Below are 19,752 nucleotides of genomic sequence, written 5' to 3'. Positions count from 1 at the left end.
TACTTTTAAAGATTTTGATTAAATCAACAATCCTGTACGTCCAGCCCAATCCGCATAGAATAACATCAATGCAGAAAGCACGAACATAAGCTCAATCATCCAGAAACGAACAACGACTTTAGTTTCCGTCCAACCAGCAAGTTCAAAGTGATGATGAATTGGAGCCATTTTAAATACTCGCTTATGAGTTAACTTAAAGCATCCAACTTGTATAACATCGCTCATTGTTTCTATAACGAATAAACCGCCTAAAAGTACTGCTAAAAATTCTGTATGAGTTGCGATTGATAGCGCGGCAAATAATCCGCCTAAAGCTAAGGAACCGGTGTCGCCCATAAATACTTGAGCAGGATTTGAATTAAACCAAAGGAATCCGAAGCATGCAACTCCTGCGCAAACAGCAATAATAGTTAAGTCAAGAGGATCTGAAACAGCATAAGAGAATCCAGGCCTTACTCCGCCTCTAACATGGTATGATTCCCAAAAAGCTACAAGAGCGTATCCAGTAAAAGCAATCATTGAAGATCCGGAAGCTAAACCGTCCAAACCATCAGTCAAATTCACAGCATTTGACCATGCTGCCATAAGGAAATTAACCCAAATAATAAATACGATTGTTCCTATTACACTTCCAAAAATAGAAAAACTAAAGAATGGTTTTTCTATAAAACTCATGCCCATTTGAGCACTTGGGAATCCTGAAGGAGTTGGAAGCAAAAGAGCTAGCAAAGCATATAAACTTGCGAAAATAATCTGACCAGTGAGTTTAGCGCCTACCGAAAGACCCAAATTCTGCTTTTTACGAACTTTTGCGAAATCATCTATAAATCCAAGCAAGCCCATTGAAAGCATGGCAAATAATACAAGAACTGCAGACCACGAAGGAGCACGATTAACAGAAATATAACGATATAGCGCTGAAGCAGCCCACCCAGCAACAACAGACAGATTTATAACAACACCGCCCATTGTTGGAGTTCCACGCTTAAGTTTATGCGATTGTGGACCATCTTGACGAATATATTGCCCGTAATGCAAATGGTTAACTAAGCGAATCAAAAGAGGAGTGCCAATGATTGTTACTAACAATGACACTACGATTCCCACTATAAGAGCAATCAACGCTTAACCTCCATTTGTTCACAGGCTTTGCAATCCTCAACCTTAGTTTTCTCAGGCAGAGATTGCAAAGAATCCCACTTTTCAGCCAACGCACTCAAACCAGATGCATGAGATCCTTTTAATAACACTACACTACGCGAATGTTGCGCAACAAGCGACCAAACTGTTTCATCGGCTTCACTCACATCATGCGCATAAAATACTTCTACTTTTGAAGAATTTTCTGGAAGATTATCGCAAGCTTTTTTAGCACCTTCATAGATATATTTTGCTAAATTATCTAAATCTTTAGAAGTACTAGACCCAACTGCAATTACAGCATCAAGATTGTGCTCAATAGCGTATTCTCCTATATTTTCGTGGAGAATATTTTCATCTTTTCCAAGCTCTAACATGGAACCAAGAACAGCAATTCTGAAAATCTCTGTATCGTGATTGCAACTATTCTCATAAGCGTATAATCCGTTAATACCTGCCTTCATTGAATCAGGGTTGGCATTAAAAGAATCGTCAATAAGAGTAAAAGATTGATTATTTTTGCAAACAGTTGAAATTTGCATACGATGGGGGCTTATATGAGAAATATTCTTCAATACGCTAGCTATGCTGCTCCACTGCATGCCAAAATATCTGGCTACGTTTGCTGCAGCAAGAGCGTTCATAATATTATGCTCACCTTGGATTGAAAGATGAATATTTTGGCTAGATTCATGCGATTTAGATTCACTAACGCCAGATTCACTAGACTCAGATTCACTAACGCCAGATTCACTTGCATTAAACTCTTTAAATACAGCTGAAGCACAACCGTATTCGTCTAAATTCACATCTTCAGCAATAATGCAATACTGTGATTTTTTATTTTTAATTCCAAACCAACGTATTTTATCTTCATCAGCTAAAGATTGCATAGCAGCTACACGACTATCATCCGCATTCAAAACAGCCACACCGTGAGGAACTAAGCCTTGTACAATCTCACTTTTTGCTTGTGCTATTTTTTCTACAGAGCCAAATTCGCCCAAGTGAGCAACTCCAACTTTTAAGACGATAGCAATATCAGGAGGAGCGATATTAGTTAAATATGCGATTTCTCCAACATGATTAGCTCCCATTTCAGCAACTAAAAATCGTGTATTTTCGCCAACACGTAAGGCGGTTAAAGGAAGACCTATTTCATTATTAAATGATCCAACAGGCGCAACTGTTTCACCTAAAGTTGAAAGCAAAGCGTGAAGCATATCTTTAGTAGTAGTTTTTCCGACTGATCCAGTTACACCAACTATGCTGAACTCAGAATCACATTCTCTACGACGCTCAATATTATGTTTTGCAAGCAATCCTAAAGCCTTTACTGAATCTTCAACAACAATCTGAGCAAAGTTAGGATCCACATCCGGCACAACATGTTCTACAATCGCTGCAACAGCCCCAGATTTTGCAGCTTTGTTCACATAATCATGACCATCTACGCGTTCTCCGCGAAAAGCTACGAATAATGAGCCTTCATGAACTTCTCTTGAATCGCTACATGTAGCAATTGCAAAAACTTGATCACAATCATACGCGTTGTCGACATTAACAACACCGTGCACCGCTTGAGCGATTTCACTTATGCTCATGCGCATCATTTCAGCATAAGATTCGCTCTTATCAGTGCCTTTGCAGCAAGCCATCAATCCTCCTAATAACGTTAGCTATCGTAAGCTTAGCTATCGCAAGTTTAGCAATCGTAACTTTAGCCATCGTAACGCAACAAAATTTCAACTTATTAATTTCCAACTTTCACAAGCATAATCAATGCAATTCATGCGACACACGAAGAGCACTTTTAATTGTTCCACGTCTAACTCCTGCAGCCAATACCATTGCTATTGAAAGTGATAAATGACGCTGCAAATCTTTAGTTCCAATTTGATCATCTAATTGAGCTAATTCGTCAGATTCCTTGCTTCTAGTTATGCAATAAGAACGTTCACGGCAATAAAAACCATAGCGTTGTTGCAAAGAATAGAAGCTTACAACAGGCTTTACATCAACTTTCTTTATTAGAACTTCATCATCCTTGCCGTTTAACAACTCATTTTTATCATTCACATTTTCTGAAGAAGAAATATTAGAATGTGAATCTTCAGGAGGAGTTGGGATTTCTAAAGGATTTTTAGGCACTATAGAAACCTTACGCTTTTCTTCACTTTCAACACCCAAAACATCTATATTCACAGATTGCAATGCATCTTTTTGCAATGTTGCACTATTCAAAGCAATAACAACCGCAGCAGCACCATCTTCCACGCAAACAGACAAATTATGCTGTAAATCAGCAATACCAAGCGGATACTCTAAAGCTAAATCACGCTGCAGCGACGAAGATCCTGCTGCGCTAATAATGCCAATAGGATTTCCAAGCATATGGAGGAAATCTGCTAAGCGTATAACGTTAGCATATATATCATCGTCATCATCACCAGCTACAGCAAACGTAGCAACACACGATGAAGGATCGTTATTAATATCGCATGCGAGTTTTCCGAAAGCAACAGGATTTGGTGAAGAAACTAATAGCGGCAAACCAATATTATTAGCTTCAGATCTCAATTCTGGAGGAACTAAAGCAGCATACGCTCCAGCATCACGAGCAGCCTCTAATTGACGACGATCAACATGAGAAGTCGGAGCAAATAAAGACCCAGGACGTACTTTGCGTACATCGTCAGCAAAAGAAGTCACAGTAACATCAGTAGCAAACGACGGCACTACTTCAAAACCATAGTTCTCAGCTGCATAGCCTAAAGTCACTCTCGTTCTTGAAAATTCATCAACAGCATTCATATTTATACTCGCATTTATAAATAACACTCACCACTTAACAGGAATAGCATTAGATCGACGAGTAGACGCTGGAATTTCATACTTTTGCATTAAGAATCCAGCAATAGACTTAAGTACTGGACCTGCAGTATAAACGCCGAACGTCCCTTCAGGATCTCTAAATACTACTGTTATGGCAAATCGAGGATTATCTGCAGGAATAATTCCAGCGCAGTCAGCAACAATAGAAGTAAGGCTCCTACCTGCTCCACCAGCTACTTCTGCAGTACCACTCTTAGCAGCGATACGATATCCATCAACAGACACAAATTTATTATAGAACTCAGCAGTGCTTTCCATTGCATTAAGCATTTGCGCAGCTACTTTTTCATCTAAAACGCGCGTTCCTTCTGGCCTCTTATGCTCACTAACATTGCCGTTAGGATCAATCACAGACTTAATAATAGACTGCTTAAGCCTTACGCCTTTATTAGCAATAGTTGCGATAGCGTTAGTAACTTGCAAAGCGTTAGTTGCATATCCCTGACCGAACAAAACAGTATTCTGCTTACGAATATCCCAAGATTGAACGCTTGGCAACATACCACGGGATTCGCCTTGCAAATTCAAACCAGTATATTGTCCAATACCAAATCTTGAAAGGAATTCATAACGCTTATTGTTTGGATACTTTTCTCCAGCAAGAATCATGCCGACGTTAGAAGATTGCTGCAAAATTCCAGCTAAAGTTAAACGTTCAACACCGTGAGCGTGAGAATCGTGGAATTGCTGATTATTTACATTAATGCTTCCAGGAACAGAGAATTTATCGTCGAGCTTTCTAGCTCCAGATTGAACCATTCCGGCCATTGCAAAAACTTTTCCAACAGAACCAGGCTCGAAAGTTTGGCTAACAGCGCGAGAAACAACGCGCTTAGCATTTACAGTACCTGCATCAATATTATCTGTATCTTCTATAGCAAGAATTTCGCCTGTATGAATATCTTGAACAACTGCAATTCCCCAAGCAGCCTTGTACCTCTTCTTGCCATCCATCAAAGCTTTTTTAACATACCAATCGACATCGCTATCAATCGTAAGCTTAATGTCATTGCCATTAACAGCAGGCTTCGTTTCTAGAACAGTTCCTGGAATGCGCTGAGCACCAGTGCTATTACCCTGATAGCTTTGATATCCATCAACACCAGTCAATTGCTTATCTTGAGTTAATTCAAGACCAGCAACGCCAATATCACCCTTACGACCTTTAGTATCCTTAATATCTGTTTCACTAATATCGGAAACTGCGCCTATAAGAGAGCCTAAAATATGACCGCTTGAATACACGCGCTCGCTACTTTTTTCTGCATAAATGCAGCCAGACAAATTTAAATTGTCGATTTTACGCTTGTCTTCAGGAGTTACATTGCGCTTAATAAGCATATAGCGACCAGTACCGGCTAATTTTCCGCCGATTTCCATAGAAGACATATGCAAAATTGGAGCAAGCAAACGAGCAACTGCTACAGCACCAGTGCCTTCAACAGGCTTTCCATCAATAGAATGGCAATTACCTTTAGTTTGAGCATTGCAAGGAGTAGGTTTAAACGCTTGAGCATTCAAAGGATCACCAATTATGTTGTATCGCTCAACACTTTGTGCCAAAACTGCTCCATTAGCGTCGAGGATTCGACCGCGACGGGCCAATATAGGGCGAACTCTACTACGCTCTTCCTGTGCAGCTTCAGCAGTTGAACGTGCATTCACGATTTGCGTAGAACTAAGCTTAATTATTGCTCCTGCAGCGAGGAACACAAAAAGTACCATAATTACCATGCATTTACGAGTAAATACACTATAGCGAGATAGGAAATTCTTAATAGCTTTAAGCATTATCGTTTCTCCTGTTTTGCTGGTTGTTGCTGCTTAGTATTTGATGATGAAGTTTTATTTGAAGTTTTGTCGTTCTTGGATTTGGACTTTTCGTTCTTGGCCTTAGATTTATCAGTCTTGGACTTGTCGTTCTTAGGCTTATTTTCCTTAGGCTTAGATTCCTTAGGCTTAGATTTAGTCTTGTCATTCTTTGACTTTGACTTATCGCCCTTGGATTTATCAACCTTGGACTTATCACCCTTAGATTTATCGTCCTTAGACTTTGACTTAGTCTTATCGCCCTTTTTCGCATAATCACTAAGATCAATTGCAATAGTGTCTTTAGGAGGAATCATGCCCATTTTTTGAGCTCTAACAGGCAATTGCGCTTCTAACGAATCCAATTTTGTCTGCTTGTCCTCAACTGATTGACGAAGTTCAACTATATGTTCCTGAACTTGCGCTTGAGCAAAAGAAATCTCAGTCATGCGAGTACGAATTAACAAAGAAATTGTTAATGTTGTAACAAAGAAAACAACAATAATAACTATGTTAAAAAGCGGAACCATACTCCTATTGCTCCAAGCAATAACCCTATTAAAGTGATCTAAAATAGAAGCTTTGCTATTCTCAAAACGAGAATGAGATTGACTTGCTGAGCTTGAGTAATCACTGCGATTGCGCGCATCTTTTTCAGACGAACGACCTGCAGGAGCAGAAGAAGCAGAGGAGGACATTCGTGGCAAACGATTCTTTAGTGCTGAGAATTTCACCATTTATCTACCTCCTTTGCTTCGATTAGCGCGATTAGAAGCAGACTTTCCATCGAAAGATAAGAGACCAGAAGCCTCATTTTCTAAGCGCTTAATCCAACGATCAGGTAATTCACGTTGCAACTCAACAGCACGCAAACGAACAGATGAAGAACGAGTATTACGAGCTATTTCCTCATAAGAAGCTTTCATAGCTCCGCGAGTTAAAGAAGCAAAGAACGGCTGAGCGTCAGGCGGAATAACAGGCATATTATCTGGAACATCAACTGTTAAACCCTGATTCATAAAGCGCTTAACAGTAATATCTTCCAAAGAATGATAAGATTCAACAACAATTCGACCATTCTTACGAAGATTCAAAGTCAATTGAGGCAAAGTGCGAGCAAGCTTATCCAATTCGCCATTCACTTCAATTCTTAAAGCTTGGAATACGCGTTTAGCTGGATTTCCTGGAGCACGATGAGCCTTTGGAATAACGCTATCTACTAAATCAACAAGCTGACTAGAAGTAGTTAAAGGATTAGCATCGCGAGTTGCAACGATTTTTCTAGCAATAGGAGCAGCAAAACGTTCTTCTCCATAATCGCGGAAAATCTTCACAAGGCTATCAACATCGTAATTAGCTAAAATAGTTGCGGCAGTTGTTGCTTGAGATACATCCATTCGCATATCAAGAACAGTGTCGTGAGAGTATGAAAAACCGCGATCTGTTTCGTCGATTTGCAAACTTGATAATCCAAGATCCATAAAAGCAGCATCAATATAGTCGATGTTATTCGCGCGCAAAACATCGCTTACTTCATCAAATGCTGCGTGAGCTGGAATAAAGCGATTTTCAAGACCCTCATTGCGCATACGCTCAGTAGCTAATGAAAGAGCTTCTGCATCTCTATCAATACCGATAAGGGTTGCGGCAGGAGCAGCTTTCAAGAAGGCTGTTGCATGACCAGCAAGACCAAGAGTGCAATCAACAACTACAGCACCTTCATGATTCAATGCTGGAGCAACAAGATCAACACATTCTTGTAATAAAACCGGCTCGTGAATAGTGGTAAGATCAGTCATCACATCACCACCGGCAATACGTCATCTGCAATATCTGAATACCCTTGTTCACGATCTGCAAGATACTCGTTCCAAGCAGTCTTATTCCAAATCTCAGCACGCGTACCAACGCCAATAACAACAATTTCGTCGCCAAGATTTGCATACTCGCGAAGCATTGGAGGAACAACAATTCGACCCTGCTTATCTGGCTCTTGATCAACAGCTCCAGAAAGGAATACGCGCAAATAATCACGAGCTGATTTATTGCTCATTGAAGTGCGCTGAATCTGAGCTGTAATACGCTGGAATTCTTGCATTGGAAGCACGTAAACACAACGCTCTTGGCCTTTAGCCATCACAAAACCAGTTCCCAATTGAGCACGGAATTTAGCTGGTAATGCAACACGACCCTTACCGTCAATTTTTGGCGTATAAGTTCCTAAAAGTACAGGAGAAATCGCTTGTTGCGCCATCTGTTGTGGCATTTGTTGTGTAATCTGCGGCATTTGCAACGGCATCTGCGGAGTTTGTGGCACTTGCTGCGTAGATTGCTGAGGCATTTGCGGCACTTGAGAAGGCTGCACAACATAAGGCTGAGCAAATTGCTGAGGCTGATTTCCTGGAGCGTAATACATATAAGAAGGATCAGAAGGCAAAGGAGTGGTAAAAGCCTGCTGAGGAACTTGTTGCGAATAGTATTGCGCTGAAGGAATTGAATAGCCTTGAGAATAAGCTACATAGCTTTGATTATTGGCACGATTATTGGATTCACTCTGCTCTTGATTAGGCAGTGGCATCTGCTTTTGCTGAGCATCACGAACGGCATCAGACATATTTTCAGAGGAAGAATTGGCATTATTCTGCGGTTCTTTACGATTTGCATTACGTACCATACTTCCACCTCCTTAAATAATATGCGCTATGCCACGTGCACAATGCTCACCATTCTACTCCACCCTTCACCTAAAATCCCCACTTTTTGTAAAAAAATACATTTTTTTGGGAGGATTTACCACTATTAATATGAACAAAAATGGAATCACGCTATTAGAAGATGAAATTCCTATATAAAATGAATAAAAATCATAAAAATTTGCAAAAATATCATTAGATTTTATTCATTAAACAAAAAATTAAGAATTAACAAATAGCAAGAAATTTACAAAAAAACGACACCCGCATATAGCGAATGTCGTTTTTACTTAAAACAAATAATATCTAAATATTTAAATTATTATTTCAGGACATTGGATGAGCGCTTTTAATCGTCACAGACATCTGACGACCATTAGGCGTGAAATAAGTCACTGTATCTCCCGTATGAGCGCCCATAATAGCAGCGCCGATTGGAGACTCAGGGCTTACAACATCATACTCAGTAGCAACAGCAATATCGCGAGAGCCAACTACATAAGTCATCTCAGTTCCAGCTAATTCAAGAACCACTAACGAGCCATTGCCAACAAGTCCATCCTCTGGAGCTTCAAGAATTTTCGCATTACGAAGCTTAACAATAAGCTCATTAATACGACCTTCATTCTTGCCTTGCTCTTCACGAGCAGCCTGATAACCACCGTTTTCAGACAAATCACCTTCAGCACGAGCTGCAGCAATACGCTCAGTGATTTCTTCGCGATATTTTCCTTCGCGATAATTCAACTCTTCCTTCAACTTGTCATACGCTTCTTGCGTTAACAAAATCGTCTTTTCTTCTTCCATAGCAATCTCCTAACTCAACTCTCACGCAATTTCAGCGAGTAGAAATAATATCAATAACGAATACGAGCGTAGCGCCGCCAGGAATTCCAGCCTGAGGTACACCATAATCTCCGTATCCGCACTCAGGAGGAATAGAAACAAGTAAACGCGAACCAACATTATGGCCAGGAACAGTACGATCCCAACCTTGAATTACTTGACCGACTCCAATACCAAAACTTGCAGGGGTATGACGAGCAAAACTGGAATCAAACGGCTTATCAGAACCCCACACAACACCATGATAATTTACAGTCACAGTGTCTCCAGCACGAACAAGAGGACCATTGCCCTCAACCAGTTCAACAATCTTAAGCCCAGCCGGCGGCTCAGACGTTGGGAACGTCACCGTTGGCGTAGTACCAAATTCTGCAAGTACTTCTGGCATATCCTGTACCATTTTGCCTCCTTTATGAACTTCTATCAAAATCATTAAAAGCTATTAACAACAGTAAATTATACAATTGCATAGTTTTTGTAGCGTGTTTTAGATTAGCACCCAATTGTTACGTTTGCTAGACTATTGCGCAAGATTTAATAAGATACTACTTCATGCATAAACATCTAACACTCTACTACGTTTACAGCCAAGCCACCTTTTGAAGTTTCACGATATTTCGACATCATATCGTGACCAGTTTCCTTCATTGTTTTAATAGCTTTATCAAGGCTTACAATATGAGATCCATCTCCCAGCATAGCCATTCTTACTGCATTAATTGCAGTATTAGCAGCCATAGCATTACGTTCTATACATGGGATTTGCACTAATCCGCCTACAGGATCACAAGTTAAACCTAAGTGGTGCTCAATTCCAATTTCAGCAGCATTTTCTACTTGTTCAGGAGTTCCACCTAAAACTTCACATAATCCTGCTGCAGCCATAGAACATGCTGAACCAACTTCACCTTGGCAACCAACTTCCGCTCCAGAAATAGAAGCATTGCGTTTAAACAGATACCCTACAGCACCTGCAGCTAACAAAAATCGCACAATGCCATCTTCATCAGAAGAATCAACGAATCTCCAATAGTATTGCAAAACTGCTGGTATTATTCCAGCGGAACCATTTGTAGGAGCAGTTACAATCCTACCTCCGCCGGCATTTTCCTCACTAACTGCGAGCGCAAAAAGATTAACCCAAGCAGAATCTGAACTTTCTAAAGCTAAATCAACTCTCCTGCGATTACTCTTAAGCATATCCGAATTTGCAGCAAGTCTTTCATACATATGCGGAGCGCGCCTTGGAACATCTAATCCGCCTGGCAAAATCGGCTGCTTTGAATTACAACCATTTTCCACGCATTTGCTCATTACATTCCAAACATGTAATAAGTAATTCCTCACATAATTCGAATCGCCTTCATGTAAAGCTAACTCATTTTGCCATACGACATCGCTTATAGACATATGTTCTTTACGGCAAATTCTTATAAGCTCATCGCAAGAAGTGAAAGGATACGGAACTGTAGAATCTTTAGTTTTATTATCTTCGCTACTAGTATCAGTGCTATCTTTGCCGTTATTTTCTACGCTATCTTTGCCGCTATTCTCTGCGCTATCTTCAGTTTTATTACTTTCGTCCTGCTCGGTAACGCGATCGTGCAATCCAATCATTGCATCGTCGGCAAAGCCTTGACGTATAAATCCGCCACCAATCGAATACCATACTTGTTCATCAACTAAATTCCCATCCGAATCTTTCGCAATAAATCGCATACCATTTGGATGAGAAACCATACGCTTCCATTTTTCAAAAATAACGTCTTCATCGTAATCAAAAGAAATCGTATGCTCATGAGCAAGAGTTAAAGTACCTGTTTTTTTACAATCCTCACGAATAGTCATCATATGTTCTGTATCAACATCATCTGGAAGATTACCTTCAAGACCAGCTACACAAGCGCGATCTGTACCGTGACCTAAACCAGTAAGCGATAACGAACCATAAAGAGTAACAGTTATATGATTAACTTTAGATAATATGCCTTTATCTTTAAGTGACTTAACAAAAGCATAAGCAGCACGCATAGGTCCCACTGTATGAGAAGAACTAGGACCAACCCCAACAGAAAACATTTCTAAAATACTGAACACATTTCTATTGTAAACATAAATCTAACGCGTTCCGACACACTTCTACATATTTTGATGTATTTTCGTGTATTTAAATATGCTTTCCTTAGATTATTTGCTTATTTGCTTATTTACCTTTATTATCTAAAGATTTCAAATCAATCAATTTTGAACTAATCAAATTAGATACTAATAAGCACAAAACCCATAAAACTATTGCGCAAATAATTGCAACAAGCATAAATACAAGCTCTATGCCATGCGTAGGTATATGCAATTCAAAGAATCGTGATGTAAATGGTATAAAAGCGCCTACAATCCCAGCAATAGTGAAACATAAGACCATAATTCCACGCCATGAGAATATTGGTTTTGAAACACGAGATAACACTAAAATACTTATTACAAAAACAATTACAGCGCATATACTAGGCATTGCCTCAGAATTTCTTATTACGTTAGCATCTGTAACTTTTACACCCAAAACGCTTGGAGCAATTACAGAAGCAGCGAGCACAGATAAAGCTATTGCCAAACCACTTGGAATAGCAAAACGTACTACTCGCTTTAAGAATCCAGGCATATAACGACGCGTATTAGGTGCCAGAGCTAGCAAAAACGCTGGAATTCCAATAGTTAACGAGCCAATATAAGTAATATGACGAGGCAAATAAGGGAATTTCAATCCCAGCAATACGACTCCTGCAGAAATCAGTGCTGAATATACAGTTTTAACTAAGAATAATCCTGCTACGCGTTCCATATTTGCCATAACTTGTCGCCCACGAGCTACAACATCCGGCATGTGAGAAAATTGAGAATCCACTAGAACTACTTGCGCTACAGCTTTAGCAGCAGGAGCCGCATTACCCATAGCAACACCAAGATCCGCTTCTTTTAACGCAAGAGTATCGTTAACTCCATCGCCAGTCATGGCAACAATATGACCTTGAGAATGCAATGCTTGAACAATCGCTTTCTTTTGATCTGGAAGAACACGACCAAGAACATCTACATTATCTAAAACTTTAGCTAATTCATTAATATCACTTGGAAGCTCTCGAGCATCCATTGCTATTGGCTTACGATTACCTGTTAAACCAACTTTTTCAGCAACAGCGGCCACAGTAGTAGGATTATCTCCAGAAATAACACGACAACGTACGCCTTGTTCACGGAACCACGAAAGAGTTTTATAAGCATCTTCACGCACTCGCTCACAACAGCGAATTATTGCAACTGGCTTAGCTTCTTTGCAAATAATAGGATTATCTGCAAAACTTTCAGAACCAAGACCCTTAAAATCAAGGCCCTCAGAAGCAGAAACCTCAGAAGCAGAAACCTCAGATTTATTGCAAATATGTGCTAATAGAAGCACACGCTCACCTTGTTGCGCATAGGAATTAACTCTTTGCAAAATTGACGAATAATCTTCGCTTGAATTATCGGATTTTTTAAACGCGCTTATTAAAACTTCCGGAGCACCCATATACCATGTGTCTAATTCGCCATTTGAACGCGAATAGCAAATCGCACTCCACTTTCGAGAAGACGAAAATGGCAGCCTTTTTACAATATTTTCGCGCGGCTTAATGCCACTTTCTTTCAAGCCTTCAATAATTGCTTTACCGGTAGCATTTGGATTTTCTTCATTCGACAAATCATAAAGAGCCTGATTAATATCCGCTTTAATCTCAGATTCAGTATTAGATTCAGAATCTGCTTGACTATTCAAATTAGATTCAAAACTACCAATACTTTCAACTCCAACAAACGCAATACCGCCATCTGTAATAGTTCCAGTCTTATCAAGATTTAAACAATCAACTCTGGCTAAGGTTTCTACAGATTCAAGCTCCTGAACTAAAGTTTTCTTACGCGCAAGACGCATTGCGGCAACAGCAAAATTAAGAGATGTAAGAAGCACTAATCCCTCAGGAATCATTCCAACAACTCCAGCTACAGCAGAAACAATTGCCCCACGCCACGCTCCAGTATGCCAAGCCTCAACAAATCCTCCAACCTTATACATCTGCGAGCACACTAGCAAAACACATAACGGCACAACTACGATAGTCATATATTTCAAAATCGTATTAATTCCACGACTTAAATCTGAAATTGTTTTCGTATAAACCTTAGCTTGAGCGGCTAATTTAGACGCATAACTATGCTCTCCTACAGCTGTTACTTTCGTTAAAGCAACACCCGAAACAGCAGTAGATCCAGAATATACAGAATCTCCAATAGCTTTACGAACAGTAGCAGATTCGCCAGTAAGCATAGATTCATCCATTTCAAGACCCCAAGAATCCAATACTTCAACATCTGCTGGCACCTGCTCACCTGCACGCACCCAAAGAATATCGCCTAAAACTATATCTTTGTGATCAATCTGTTTATTTTCACCATCTCGTCTAACTATTGCGCGAGCAGCAATAAGAATAGAAAGTTTATCTAAAGTATGTTTTGCTTTAAGCTCTGTGATAATTCCTATGCCGGTATTAACTAAAATAACACCGCCAAAAACAGCGTCTTTCCATGATCCGGTTATTAATACAACAACCATTGCAGTAAAAATAATCGCATTAAATAAAGTGAAAACATTAGCTCGTATAATATCTGCAACCGAACGAGAAGTTCTTTTAGCTGTAACATTCACATTGCCTTTAGATACAGCTTCTTCAACTTGTTCGCTTAACAATCCGCATTCTTTTACATACGGAAGATCTATATTAGACATTGAAGCTTCAGATTTATCACAATTTGTTTTTGAATGTTTGCGAATACTATCTACCATCTATAATCACTTCCCTTGAATGCGGAGTATCGTTAATTAACGCTTTTACTATATTTTGCAACGATTCGTATTTTGCTGATTTAGTTTTTAAAATAGATTTTTTATCTAAATAAGTTTTCGAATACGCTTTAGCAGCGTAAAGCGTGCTATCTTCAGGAGCTTTAATAGGATTTACAAGCAGTACTGGAATTCCTGCTCTACGAACATCTTGCAAAGCTTCTTCAAACGATTTTTCAGTCGTTTTTTTATCTGCTTCTTCAGTTTTGGATCCAGCTGATTTAGCTGATTCACTCGAATCAACAGAATCTTGCGAATCAACGTCAATTTCATCAATAATTATTAATGACATTTGACGATAAGTAGCTTCCTTAAGCGCATCATAAGCAGAACTAGAGGAATTCTTAATACCAAAAAGTGCAACATATGAAGCTTTCATACCATACTTTTTGCACTCATCTAAAATGTAATTATCAAGAGAAAAACGCGAAGATCCCAAAACGAAAATATTTATATCATTCAAATCGACGCCATCATGGACTATATCGTTAATACTTCCCGAATCCCCAACAGCTTTACCTTCAGGCTCACATGCCCCAAGAGATATAACCATAAAACTTACGATAAGTACAATAAAAAATTTATAAAAATCGCGCAGATTTATATTTAATAAACGCCTATTTAATAAACGCCTATTTAATAAACGCATATCAAACGTAGACTTATCTAGCGTAGACTTATCTAACATAGTTTTATCTAACGCATGCTTATTAAAAGAAAGCTTATTAAACGCAATCTTATCTATCGCATGCTTATCTAGCGCAAAAAGATTACGAAATAGAAGCTGAAGCTCTTTGAGAATCATTAGTGGATTCACCGCGATCTTCTGGAGGTATTTGGCATAACCATTCCCCCACAATTCCAACAATCATATCTAAAAAGCAAACAAAAGCAGCTATAGCACATTCGCGAACAACATTGCCGTATACAACAATATCAATATGCGAAATAGACATAAAAATCTGCCCAAGATACCAGCCCATTAGAATCGCAGAAGCCATACCAAGAGATTTTGAAAGCATAAGCGCAATAACAGAACGAGCGTGATTAGGCATTTTACGATCTTTAGGTTTAGCTGTTGCATATTGATGAGTTTGCAATGCTAGCACAAGCGTCACAATACCAATGAAAACAAGCACAACAAGAGCTATCCAAGGAGCGCCTGCAATTACAAGCGAACTTGACTCGGTTACAGAAACAGACATAGCTCCAAGAGCTAGTCCTGCAATGCAACCAAGTACGAAATACCACCAAGGCGTGCGATAAGCTTTCATCAGCAATTCCCCATAATCCAATGCTCTGAGTAAATACCAACGTTAGCAGAATCTTCAGTAAATGCAATTAGATATCCTAAAGGATTACCGTCAAGGAAAGCATCTTCTTCAATCTGCAACCACGGGCGCAAATCTGCTGCAGAAGGATGCAGTAATGCGATTGAAGCATCATTTGGATCTAAAATACTGGTATCAACAGATTGGGTGACCTTTGGCGGAGTGCTATACAATCTCATTCCAACAATAGTTGTTTTCAACTCTGGCTCATGAGCTTTAGCAACTTCTATAACTCGCTGAATAGTTTCATACTCATCAACATTAGAGCTAACAACGCATGCAGCAGTATATTCATCATTGCTACCTATAGTTGAAAGATACAAAGCAGAAATACCATCAATGCGCATGATAATTTTCTTACTTTGCTCAAAAGCAACCATAGTGTCATACATAGCTAATCGAGTTTTATTCTTAGCAAGACCCCTCATTACAACAATAGTTACTGTGCGCATAGGGAAATAATCAGAAACCCTAGGCTTATATTCCTTATCAGTACCATCGTCATCTATATCATCGTAATTTGTATTGCTATATCTAGGGAAGATTTCTTCAAAGCGCTCATCATTAATAGCATCATAAGATAAGAAGGATCCGTGCTGCACAAATCCCAGATTCTTCATTGAAGGCATATGATTGCGAATATCTCGATAGTCGATTTCATTTAATCCATTTTTACTATCGGAATCGTTGTTGTTTGCGTTGTTCTTGGCGCTATTTTCACTTTTGTTTTCGCTATTAATTTCGTCTTTATTACCAAAATTATTTCTAATATTTTGTGGAACATTGTGTGAAACGCCTTGCGAAACAGATGAATCTGCATTTTCATTAAATTCAAAATCAGACTTTAAATCAGAATCAGACTCTATTTCGCTACTGCCAAACTTGTAAGGCTTATAAGAATCAGACTTATATAATTCAGGCCAATATTTTTCGTCGTCGTCGTTATCGCCGTTATCGCCGTTATCGTCGTTATCGTTAGCGTCATTACTGTCTGCATAATCGGCGCTGTCTTTAGCTTTATCAGCATTATCAGCATTATCTGCATTATCATTTCTATTTTCAGAAACAGCGCTATTTTCAACTACATCGCCAGCGTCAGCTTCATCTTCGTAGTCAAAATCATCGTAATCCAAATCATAATCAGGATAAGCCGGATTAACCATCGACGTCATCTGCGGCTCAAGCGGATCGCCAAGATTATCTGCTTGCTTGCAAATAGTTACAGCAATATCGTCTAATTCAAAGCCCAAACCATTCGAAGCATTATTTTCATTGCCAGTACCATTTTCATTATCAGCACAGCAATCATTAGCTTGATTAAAAGATGCATGAACAGTTATTTCAGCTTCATTAACCTGCCAAGATCTCAAAGCTGACTCAACTAATTTACCGGCAATAAGTTCAAGAGTTATAGAAGGATTCTCAAGAATATGCGAATCCTTCTCACAAGACTTCAAATCGCGAGCAAGACGTTGAGTAACTTGCACTATATCAACTGTTTGAGCAACTTCACCTTTAACAGCCGCGTTAAGGAAAAGACGTAATACTACGTCAACTCCAGTAATACGATAGGGGCCAACAAGAGCTTTACCGCCTATAGGGCGAATTCCAGTAAATTTAATAGCATCCATGTTGACCCCCTCATATCAGCGTGAGAATCTATCAATCGATATCTTATGTTTATATTTTATACAACTAAAACAACTGAACGACAATATTAAGCAAAATACATTGCAAAATATTTACTAATCGCTCAAATTATTATTTGTATATTCTACACCTAAAACATCATTGATTATCAACATTGCTGGAATCAGAATCAGACCTAGAATCCGACTCCGACTCCGACTTAGTATCCTCTTCAGAATCAGAATTAGATTTACCAGCAACGTTACGCTTCAAAGATTCAGGAATTTCCACAGGTGGAATATCAGAATCTGGACGAAGATCGTTAGAAAGCCACAAATTACGTTCAGGAGCTTTTCGAATATTAGCGAAGATTTCCTTCAACTCTTTTTCGTTCAAAGTTTCCTTAACAAGTAATTGACGAACCAACTCATCCAATACGTCGCGATTATTATTAATAATCTCCCAAGCTTCAGTATGAGCAGTTTCAATAAGCTTATGAACTTCCTCATCGATTACTTCAGCAGTACGATTCGAGAACTTGCGAGGTTGCAAGGAATCAATAGAGCCAGAAGAATCATCATCTGAATCCATCCACTTCACAGCGCCAAGCTTAGATGAGAAGCCATATTCAACAACCATCTTACGGGCAATAGCCGTAGCCTTCTCAATATCGTTAGAAGCACCAGTTGTTGGATCATGGAATACAACTTCTTCAGCTGTACGACCACCCATAGCATAAGCCATTTGATCAAGCAATTCATTTCGTGATTCAGAATAGCGATCCGCAGTAGGCATAACAGCTGTGTAGCCAAGAGCACGACCACGAGGCAATATAGTTACCTTAGTAACAGGATCCGTATGATGCAAAGCAGCCGCAACAAGTGCGTGACCACCCTCATGATATGCAGTATTACGCAACTCATCCAAAGCCATACCCTTTGACCTTCTACGAGGTCCAGCCTGAACTCGATCAATAGCTTCATCTATAGCGCGATTATCAATAAGCTGAGCGCCTGAACGAGCACACAAAAGTGCAGCTTCATTAAGCACATTAGCCAAATCAGCACCAGTGAAACCAGGAGTACGAACAGCTACCATATGCAAATCGACATCTGGAACAAAAGGCTTACCTTGAGCGTGAACCTTCAAAATTGCTTCACGGCCTTCCAAATCAGGAGCTTCAACAGCAACTTGACGATCAAAACGGCCAGGGCGCAATAATGCAGGATCCAAAACATCAGGACGATTAGTTGCAGCGATGATAATCAAATTCGTATCGTTATCAAAACCATCCATCTCAACAAGCAACTGATTAAGAGTCTGCTCACGCTCATCATGGCCACCATTCATTCCACTACCACGGCGACGACCAACTGCATCAATCTCATCAATAAAGATAATTGCAGGAGCATTCTTCTTAGCTTCGTCAAAAAGCTCACGAACACGCGAAGCACCAAGGCCTACGAACATTTCCACGAAGTCAGAGCCAGCCATAGCATAGAACGGCACACCGGCTTCACCAGCAATAGCACGAGCCAATAAGGTCTTACCAGTTCCTGGAGGGCCATAAAGCAACACGCCTCTAGGGATTCGCGCACCCAAAGCCTTGTATCGGGAAGGATCTTTCAAGAAGTCTTTAATCTCTTCCACTTCTTCAACAGCAGATTGCTCGCCAGCAACATCAGTAAACTTAGTATTCGGAGTTTTACCTTCAATAAGCTTTCCGCGACCACGAGCGCCGCCCATTCCAAGAAGACTACCGCCACTACCCATGCGGCTAAACAGCAGCCAAATCATTCCAAGGAAAATAATTATTGGAAGCATAGAAGTGAACAAGTAAGAAAGAATACCCGACTGCTGAATGCTTACATTCCAACCGTTTACAGGAGCAACTTCCTTAACTTGCTTAACAATATCTTTAGATTGAGCAAAAACGTAATAGAACTGTACTTCTTTGCCATAATCACGATTCTGCTTATTGCGCTTATCAAACTTCTTGAAGTTATCATTCAAAGTAAGCTTAACTAATTGCTTATTATCAATAATCTCTACGTAATTTGCCTTATGAGACTTCAACAGCGCAATACCATCATTAGTATCAATATTCTGCGGACCTGTATGCACAAATATTTGGAATGCAGCAACAGCAAGAAGAACTAAAACGATAATCCAAGTCCAAGGCGACTTCCAGAACGGTCTACGACCTTCATCATTGCCGTTGTCGTTACGATTATTTTGATTTTCACCATTCTTATTACTTTTATTACCATTATCCTTACGTGGAGATCGTGGATTCACAAACGGATTTCCGTTATTACCCCCACCAAGAGGATTACCCATTGGACCACGTGGTGCCATAGGAGAAGCGCCCATAAATAAGGCTCCTTTCAGACTCCCTGATTGATACACATAAATTCAGACAAATAAATACTGATATAAAGCATAAATCACTAGCACAATAACATCAATCAAATTA

15 protein-coding genes are annotated in these 19,752 nt (G+C 39.6%); all 15 read right to left on the bottom strand.

The window, feature by feature from the left end:
- Nucleotides 1-18 precede the first annotated feature (18 nt).
- On the bottom strand, nt 19-1,122 hold the full coding sequence (gene mraY / locus BFS05_RS04930; RefSeq protein WP_103084878.1) for a phospho-N-acetylmuramoyl-pentapeptide-transferase: 1,104 nt from the start codon (nt 1,120-1,122) through the stop codon (nt 19-21).
- Nucleotides 1,119-2,798: a UDP-N-acetylmuramoyl-tripeptide--D-alanyl-D-alanine ligase gene (locus tag BFS05_RS04925; protein ID WP_103084877.1), complete on the bottom strand. Its 1,680-nt coding sequence runs from the start codon at nt 2,796-2,798 to the stop codon at nt 1,119-1,121. Before BFS05_RS04925 ends, mraY begins: the two co-directional genes overlap by 4 nt.
- A 121-nt stretch (nt 2,799-2,919) precedes the next feature.
- Nucleotides 2,920-3,954 carry a UDP-N-acetylmuramyl peptide synthase gene (locus BFS05_RS04920; protein ID WP_103084876.1) on the bottom strand — a complete coding sequence of 345 codons (1,035 nt, stop codon included), beginning with the start codon at nt 3,952-3,954 and terminating at the stop codon, nt 2,920-2,922.
- A 27-nt stretch (nt 3,955-3,981) separates the two neighbouring features.
- The gene (locus BFS05_RS04915; RefSeq protein ID WP_103084875.1) at nt 3,982-5,826 is read right to left on the bottom strand and encodes a peptidoglycan D,D-transpeptidase FtsI family protein; all 1,845 of its coding nucleotides are present in this window, start codon (nt 5,824-5,826) and stop codon (nt 3,982-3,984) included.
- Nucleotides 5,826-6,581: a hypothetical protein gene (locus BFS05_RS04910; RefSeq protein WP_180978610.1), complete on the bottom strand. Its 756-nt coding sequence runs from the start codon at nt 6,579-6,581 to the stop codon at nt 5,826-5,828. Before BFS05_RS04910 ends, BFS05_RS04915 begins: the two co-directional genes overlap by 1 nt.
- A complete protein-coding gene (rsmH, locus tag BFS05_RS04905) occupies nt 6,582-7,643 on the bottom strand; it encodes a 16S rRNA (cytosine(1402)-N(4))-methyltransferase RsmH (protein WP_103084874.1) in 1,062 nt (353 codons plus the stop codon).
- The gene (mraZ, locus tag BFS05_RS04900; RefSeq protein ID WP_103084873.1) at nt 7,643-8,518 is read right to left on the bottom strand and encodes a division/cell wall cluster transcriptional repressor MraZ; all 876 of its coding nucleotides are present in this window, start codon (nt 8,516-8,518) and stop codon (nt 7,643-7,645) included. Before mraZ ends, rsmH begins: the two co-directional genes overlap by 1 nt.
- A 346-nt stretch (nt 8,519-8,864) precedes the next feature.
- Nucleotides 8,865-9,344, bottom strand: coding sequence for a GreA/GreB family elongation factor (locus tag BFS05_RS04895; protein ID WP_103084872.1), 480 nt, complete (start codon nt 9,342-9,344; stop codon nt 8,865-8,867).
- A 31-nt stretch (nt 9,345-9,375) separates the two neighbouring features.
- A complete protein-coding gene (locus tag BFS05_RS04890; RefSeq protein ID WP_103084871.1) occupies nt 9,376-9,783 on the bottom strand; it encodes an FKBP-type peptidyl-prolyl cis-trans isomerase in 408 nt (135 codons plus the stop codon).
- A gap of 164 nt (nt 9,784-9,947) precedes the next feature.
- Nucleotides 9,948-11,462 carry an L-serine ammonia-lyase gene (locus BFS05_RS04885; protein ID WP_103084906.1) on the bottom strand — a complete coding sequence of 505 codons (1,515 nt, stop codon included), beginning with the start codon at nt 11,460-11,462 and terminating at the stop codon, nt 9,948-9,950.
- Between the two features lie 124 nt (nt 11,463-11,586).
- Nucleotides 11,587-14,202 carry an HAD-IC family P-type ATPase gene (locus BFS05_RS04880; protein WP_258004262.1) on the bottom strand — a complete coding sequence of 872 codons (2,616 nt, stop codon included), beginning with the start codon at nt 14,200-14,202 and terminating at the stop codon, nt 11,587-11,589.
- A 46-nt stretch (nt 14,203-14,248) separates the two neighbouring features.
- The gene (locus BFS05_RS04875; RefSeq protein WP_103084869.1) at nt 14,249-15,121 is read right to left on the bottom strand and encodes a hypothetical protein; all 873 of its coding nucleotides are present in this window, start codon (nt 15,119-15,121) and stop codon (nt 14,249-14,251) included.
- Nucleotides 15,087-15,590: a DUF3180 domain-containing protein gene (locus BFS05_RS04870; RefSeq protein WP_103084868.1), complete on the bottom strand. Its 504-nt coding sequence runs from the start codon at nt 15,588-15,590 to the stop codon at nt 15,087-15,089. Before BFS05_RS04870 ends, BFS05_RS04875 begins: the two co-directional genes overlap by 35 nt.
- Nucleotides 15,590-17,278 (bottom strand): hypothetical protein, encoded by a 1,689-nt coding sequence (locus tag BFS05_RS04865; RefSeq protein ID WP_103084867.1) that lies wholly within the window; start codon nt 17,276-17,278, stop codon nt 15,590-15,592. The genes BFS05_RS04870 and BFS05_RS04865 overlap by 1 nt, the downstream gene beginning before the upstream one ends.
- A 157-nt stretch (nt 17,279-17,435) precedes the next feature.
- Nucleotides 17,436-19,649, bottom strand: coding sequence for an ATP-dependent zinc metalloprotease FtsH (ftsH, locus tag BFS05_RS04860; protein ID WP_103084866.1), 2,214 nt, complete (start codon nt 19,647-19,649; stop codon nt 17,436-17,438).
- Between the last annotated feature and the right edge of the window lie 103 nt (nt 19,650-19,752).

This window comes from Gardnerella coleohominis (genome assembly GCF_002896555.1).
Classification (GTDB): Bacteria; Actinomycetota; Actinomycetes; order Actinomycetales; family Bifidobacteriaceae; genus Bifidobacterium; species Bifidobacterium vaginale_F.
Note: the sequence above shows the minus strand (reverse complement) of the source record. Positions and strands in the feature narration are given on the sequence as shown.

What these genes read in the sequence shown, in the direction of transcription:
- BFS05_RS04925 (WP_103084877.1), bottom strand. Translation starts at nt 2,798, where the DNA reads ATGGCTTGCTGCAAAGGCACTGATAAGAGCGAATCTTATGCTGAAATG.
- BFS05_RS04920 (WP_103084876.1), bottom strand. Translation starts at nt 3,954, where the DNA reads ATGAATGCTGTTGATGAATTTTCAAGAACGAGAGTGACTTTAGGCTAT.
- BFS05_RS04915 (WP_103084875.1), bottom strand. Translation starts at nt 5,826, where the DNA reads ATGCTTAAAGCTATTAAGAATTTCCTATCTCGCTATAGTGTATTTACT.
- BFS05_RS04910 (WP_180978610.1), bottom strand. Translation starts at nt 6,581, where the DNA reads ATGGTGAAATTCTCAGCACTAAAGAATCGTTTGCCACGAATGTCCTCC.
- rsmH (WP_103084874.1), bottom strand. Translation starts at nt 7,643, where the DNA reads ATGACTGATCTTACCACTATTCACGAGCCGGTTTTATTACAAGAATGT.
- mraZ (WP_103084873.1), bottom strand. Translation starts at nt 8,518, where the DNA reads ATGGTACGTAATGCAAATCGTAAAGAACCGCAGAATAATGCCAATTCT.
- BFS05_RS04895 (WP_103084872.1), bottom strand. Translation starts at nt 9,344, where the DNA reads ATGGAAGAAGAAAAGACGATTTTGTTAACGCAAGAAGCGTATGACAAG.
- BFS05_RS04890 (WP_103084871.1), bottom strand. Translation starts at nt 9,783, where the DNA reads ATGGTACAGGATATGCCAGAAGTACTTGCAGAATTTGGTACTACGCCA.
- BFS05_RS04885 (WP_103084906.1), bottom strand. Translation starts at nt 11,462, where the DNA reads ATGTTTTCTGTTGGGGTTGGTCCTAGTTCTTCTCATACAGTGGGACCT.
- BFS05_RS04880 (WP_258004262.1), bottom strand. Translation starts at nt 14,202, where the DNA reads ATGTCTAATATAGATCTTCCGTATGTAAAAGAATGCGGATTGTTAAGC.
- BFS05_RS04875 (WP_103084869.1), bottom strand. Translation starts at nt 15,121, where the DNA reads ATGATTCTCAAAGAGCTTCAGCTTCTATTTCGTAATCTTTTTGCGCTA.
- BFS05_RS04870 (WP_103084868.1), bottom strand. Translation starts at nt 15,590, where the DNA reads ATGAAAGCTTATCGCACGCCTTGGTGGTATTTCGTACTTGGTTGCATT.
- BFS05_RS04865 (WP_103084867.1), bottom strand. Translation starts at nt 17,278, where the DNA reads ATGGATGCTATTAAATTTACTGGAATTCGCCCTATAGGCGGTAAAGCT.
- ftsH (WP_103084866.1), bottom strand. Translation starts at nt 19,649, where the DNA reads ATGGGCGCTTCTCCTATGGCACCACGTGGTCCAATGGGTAATCCTCTT.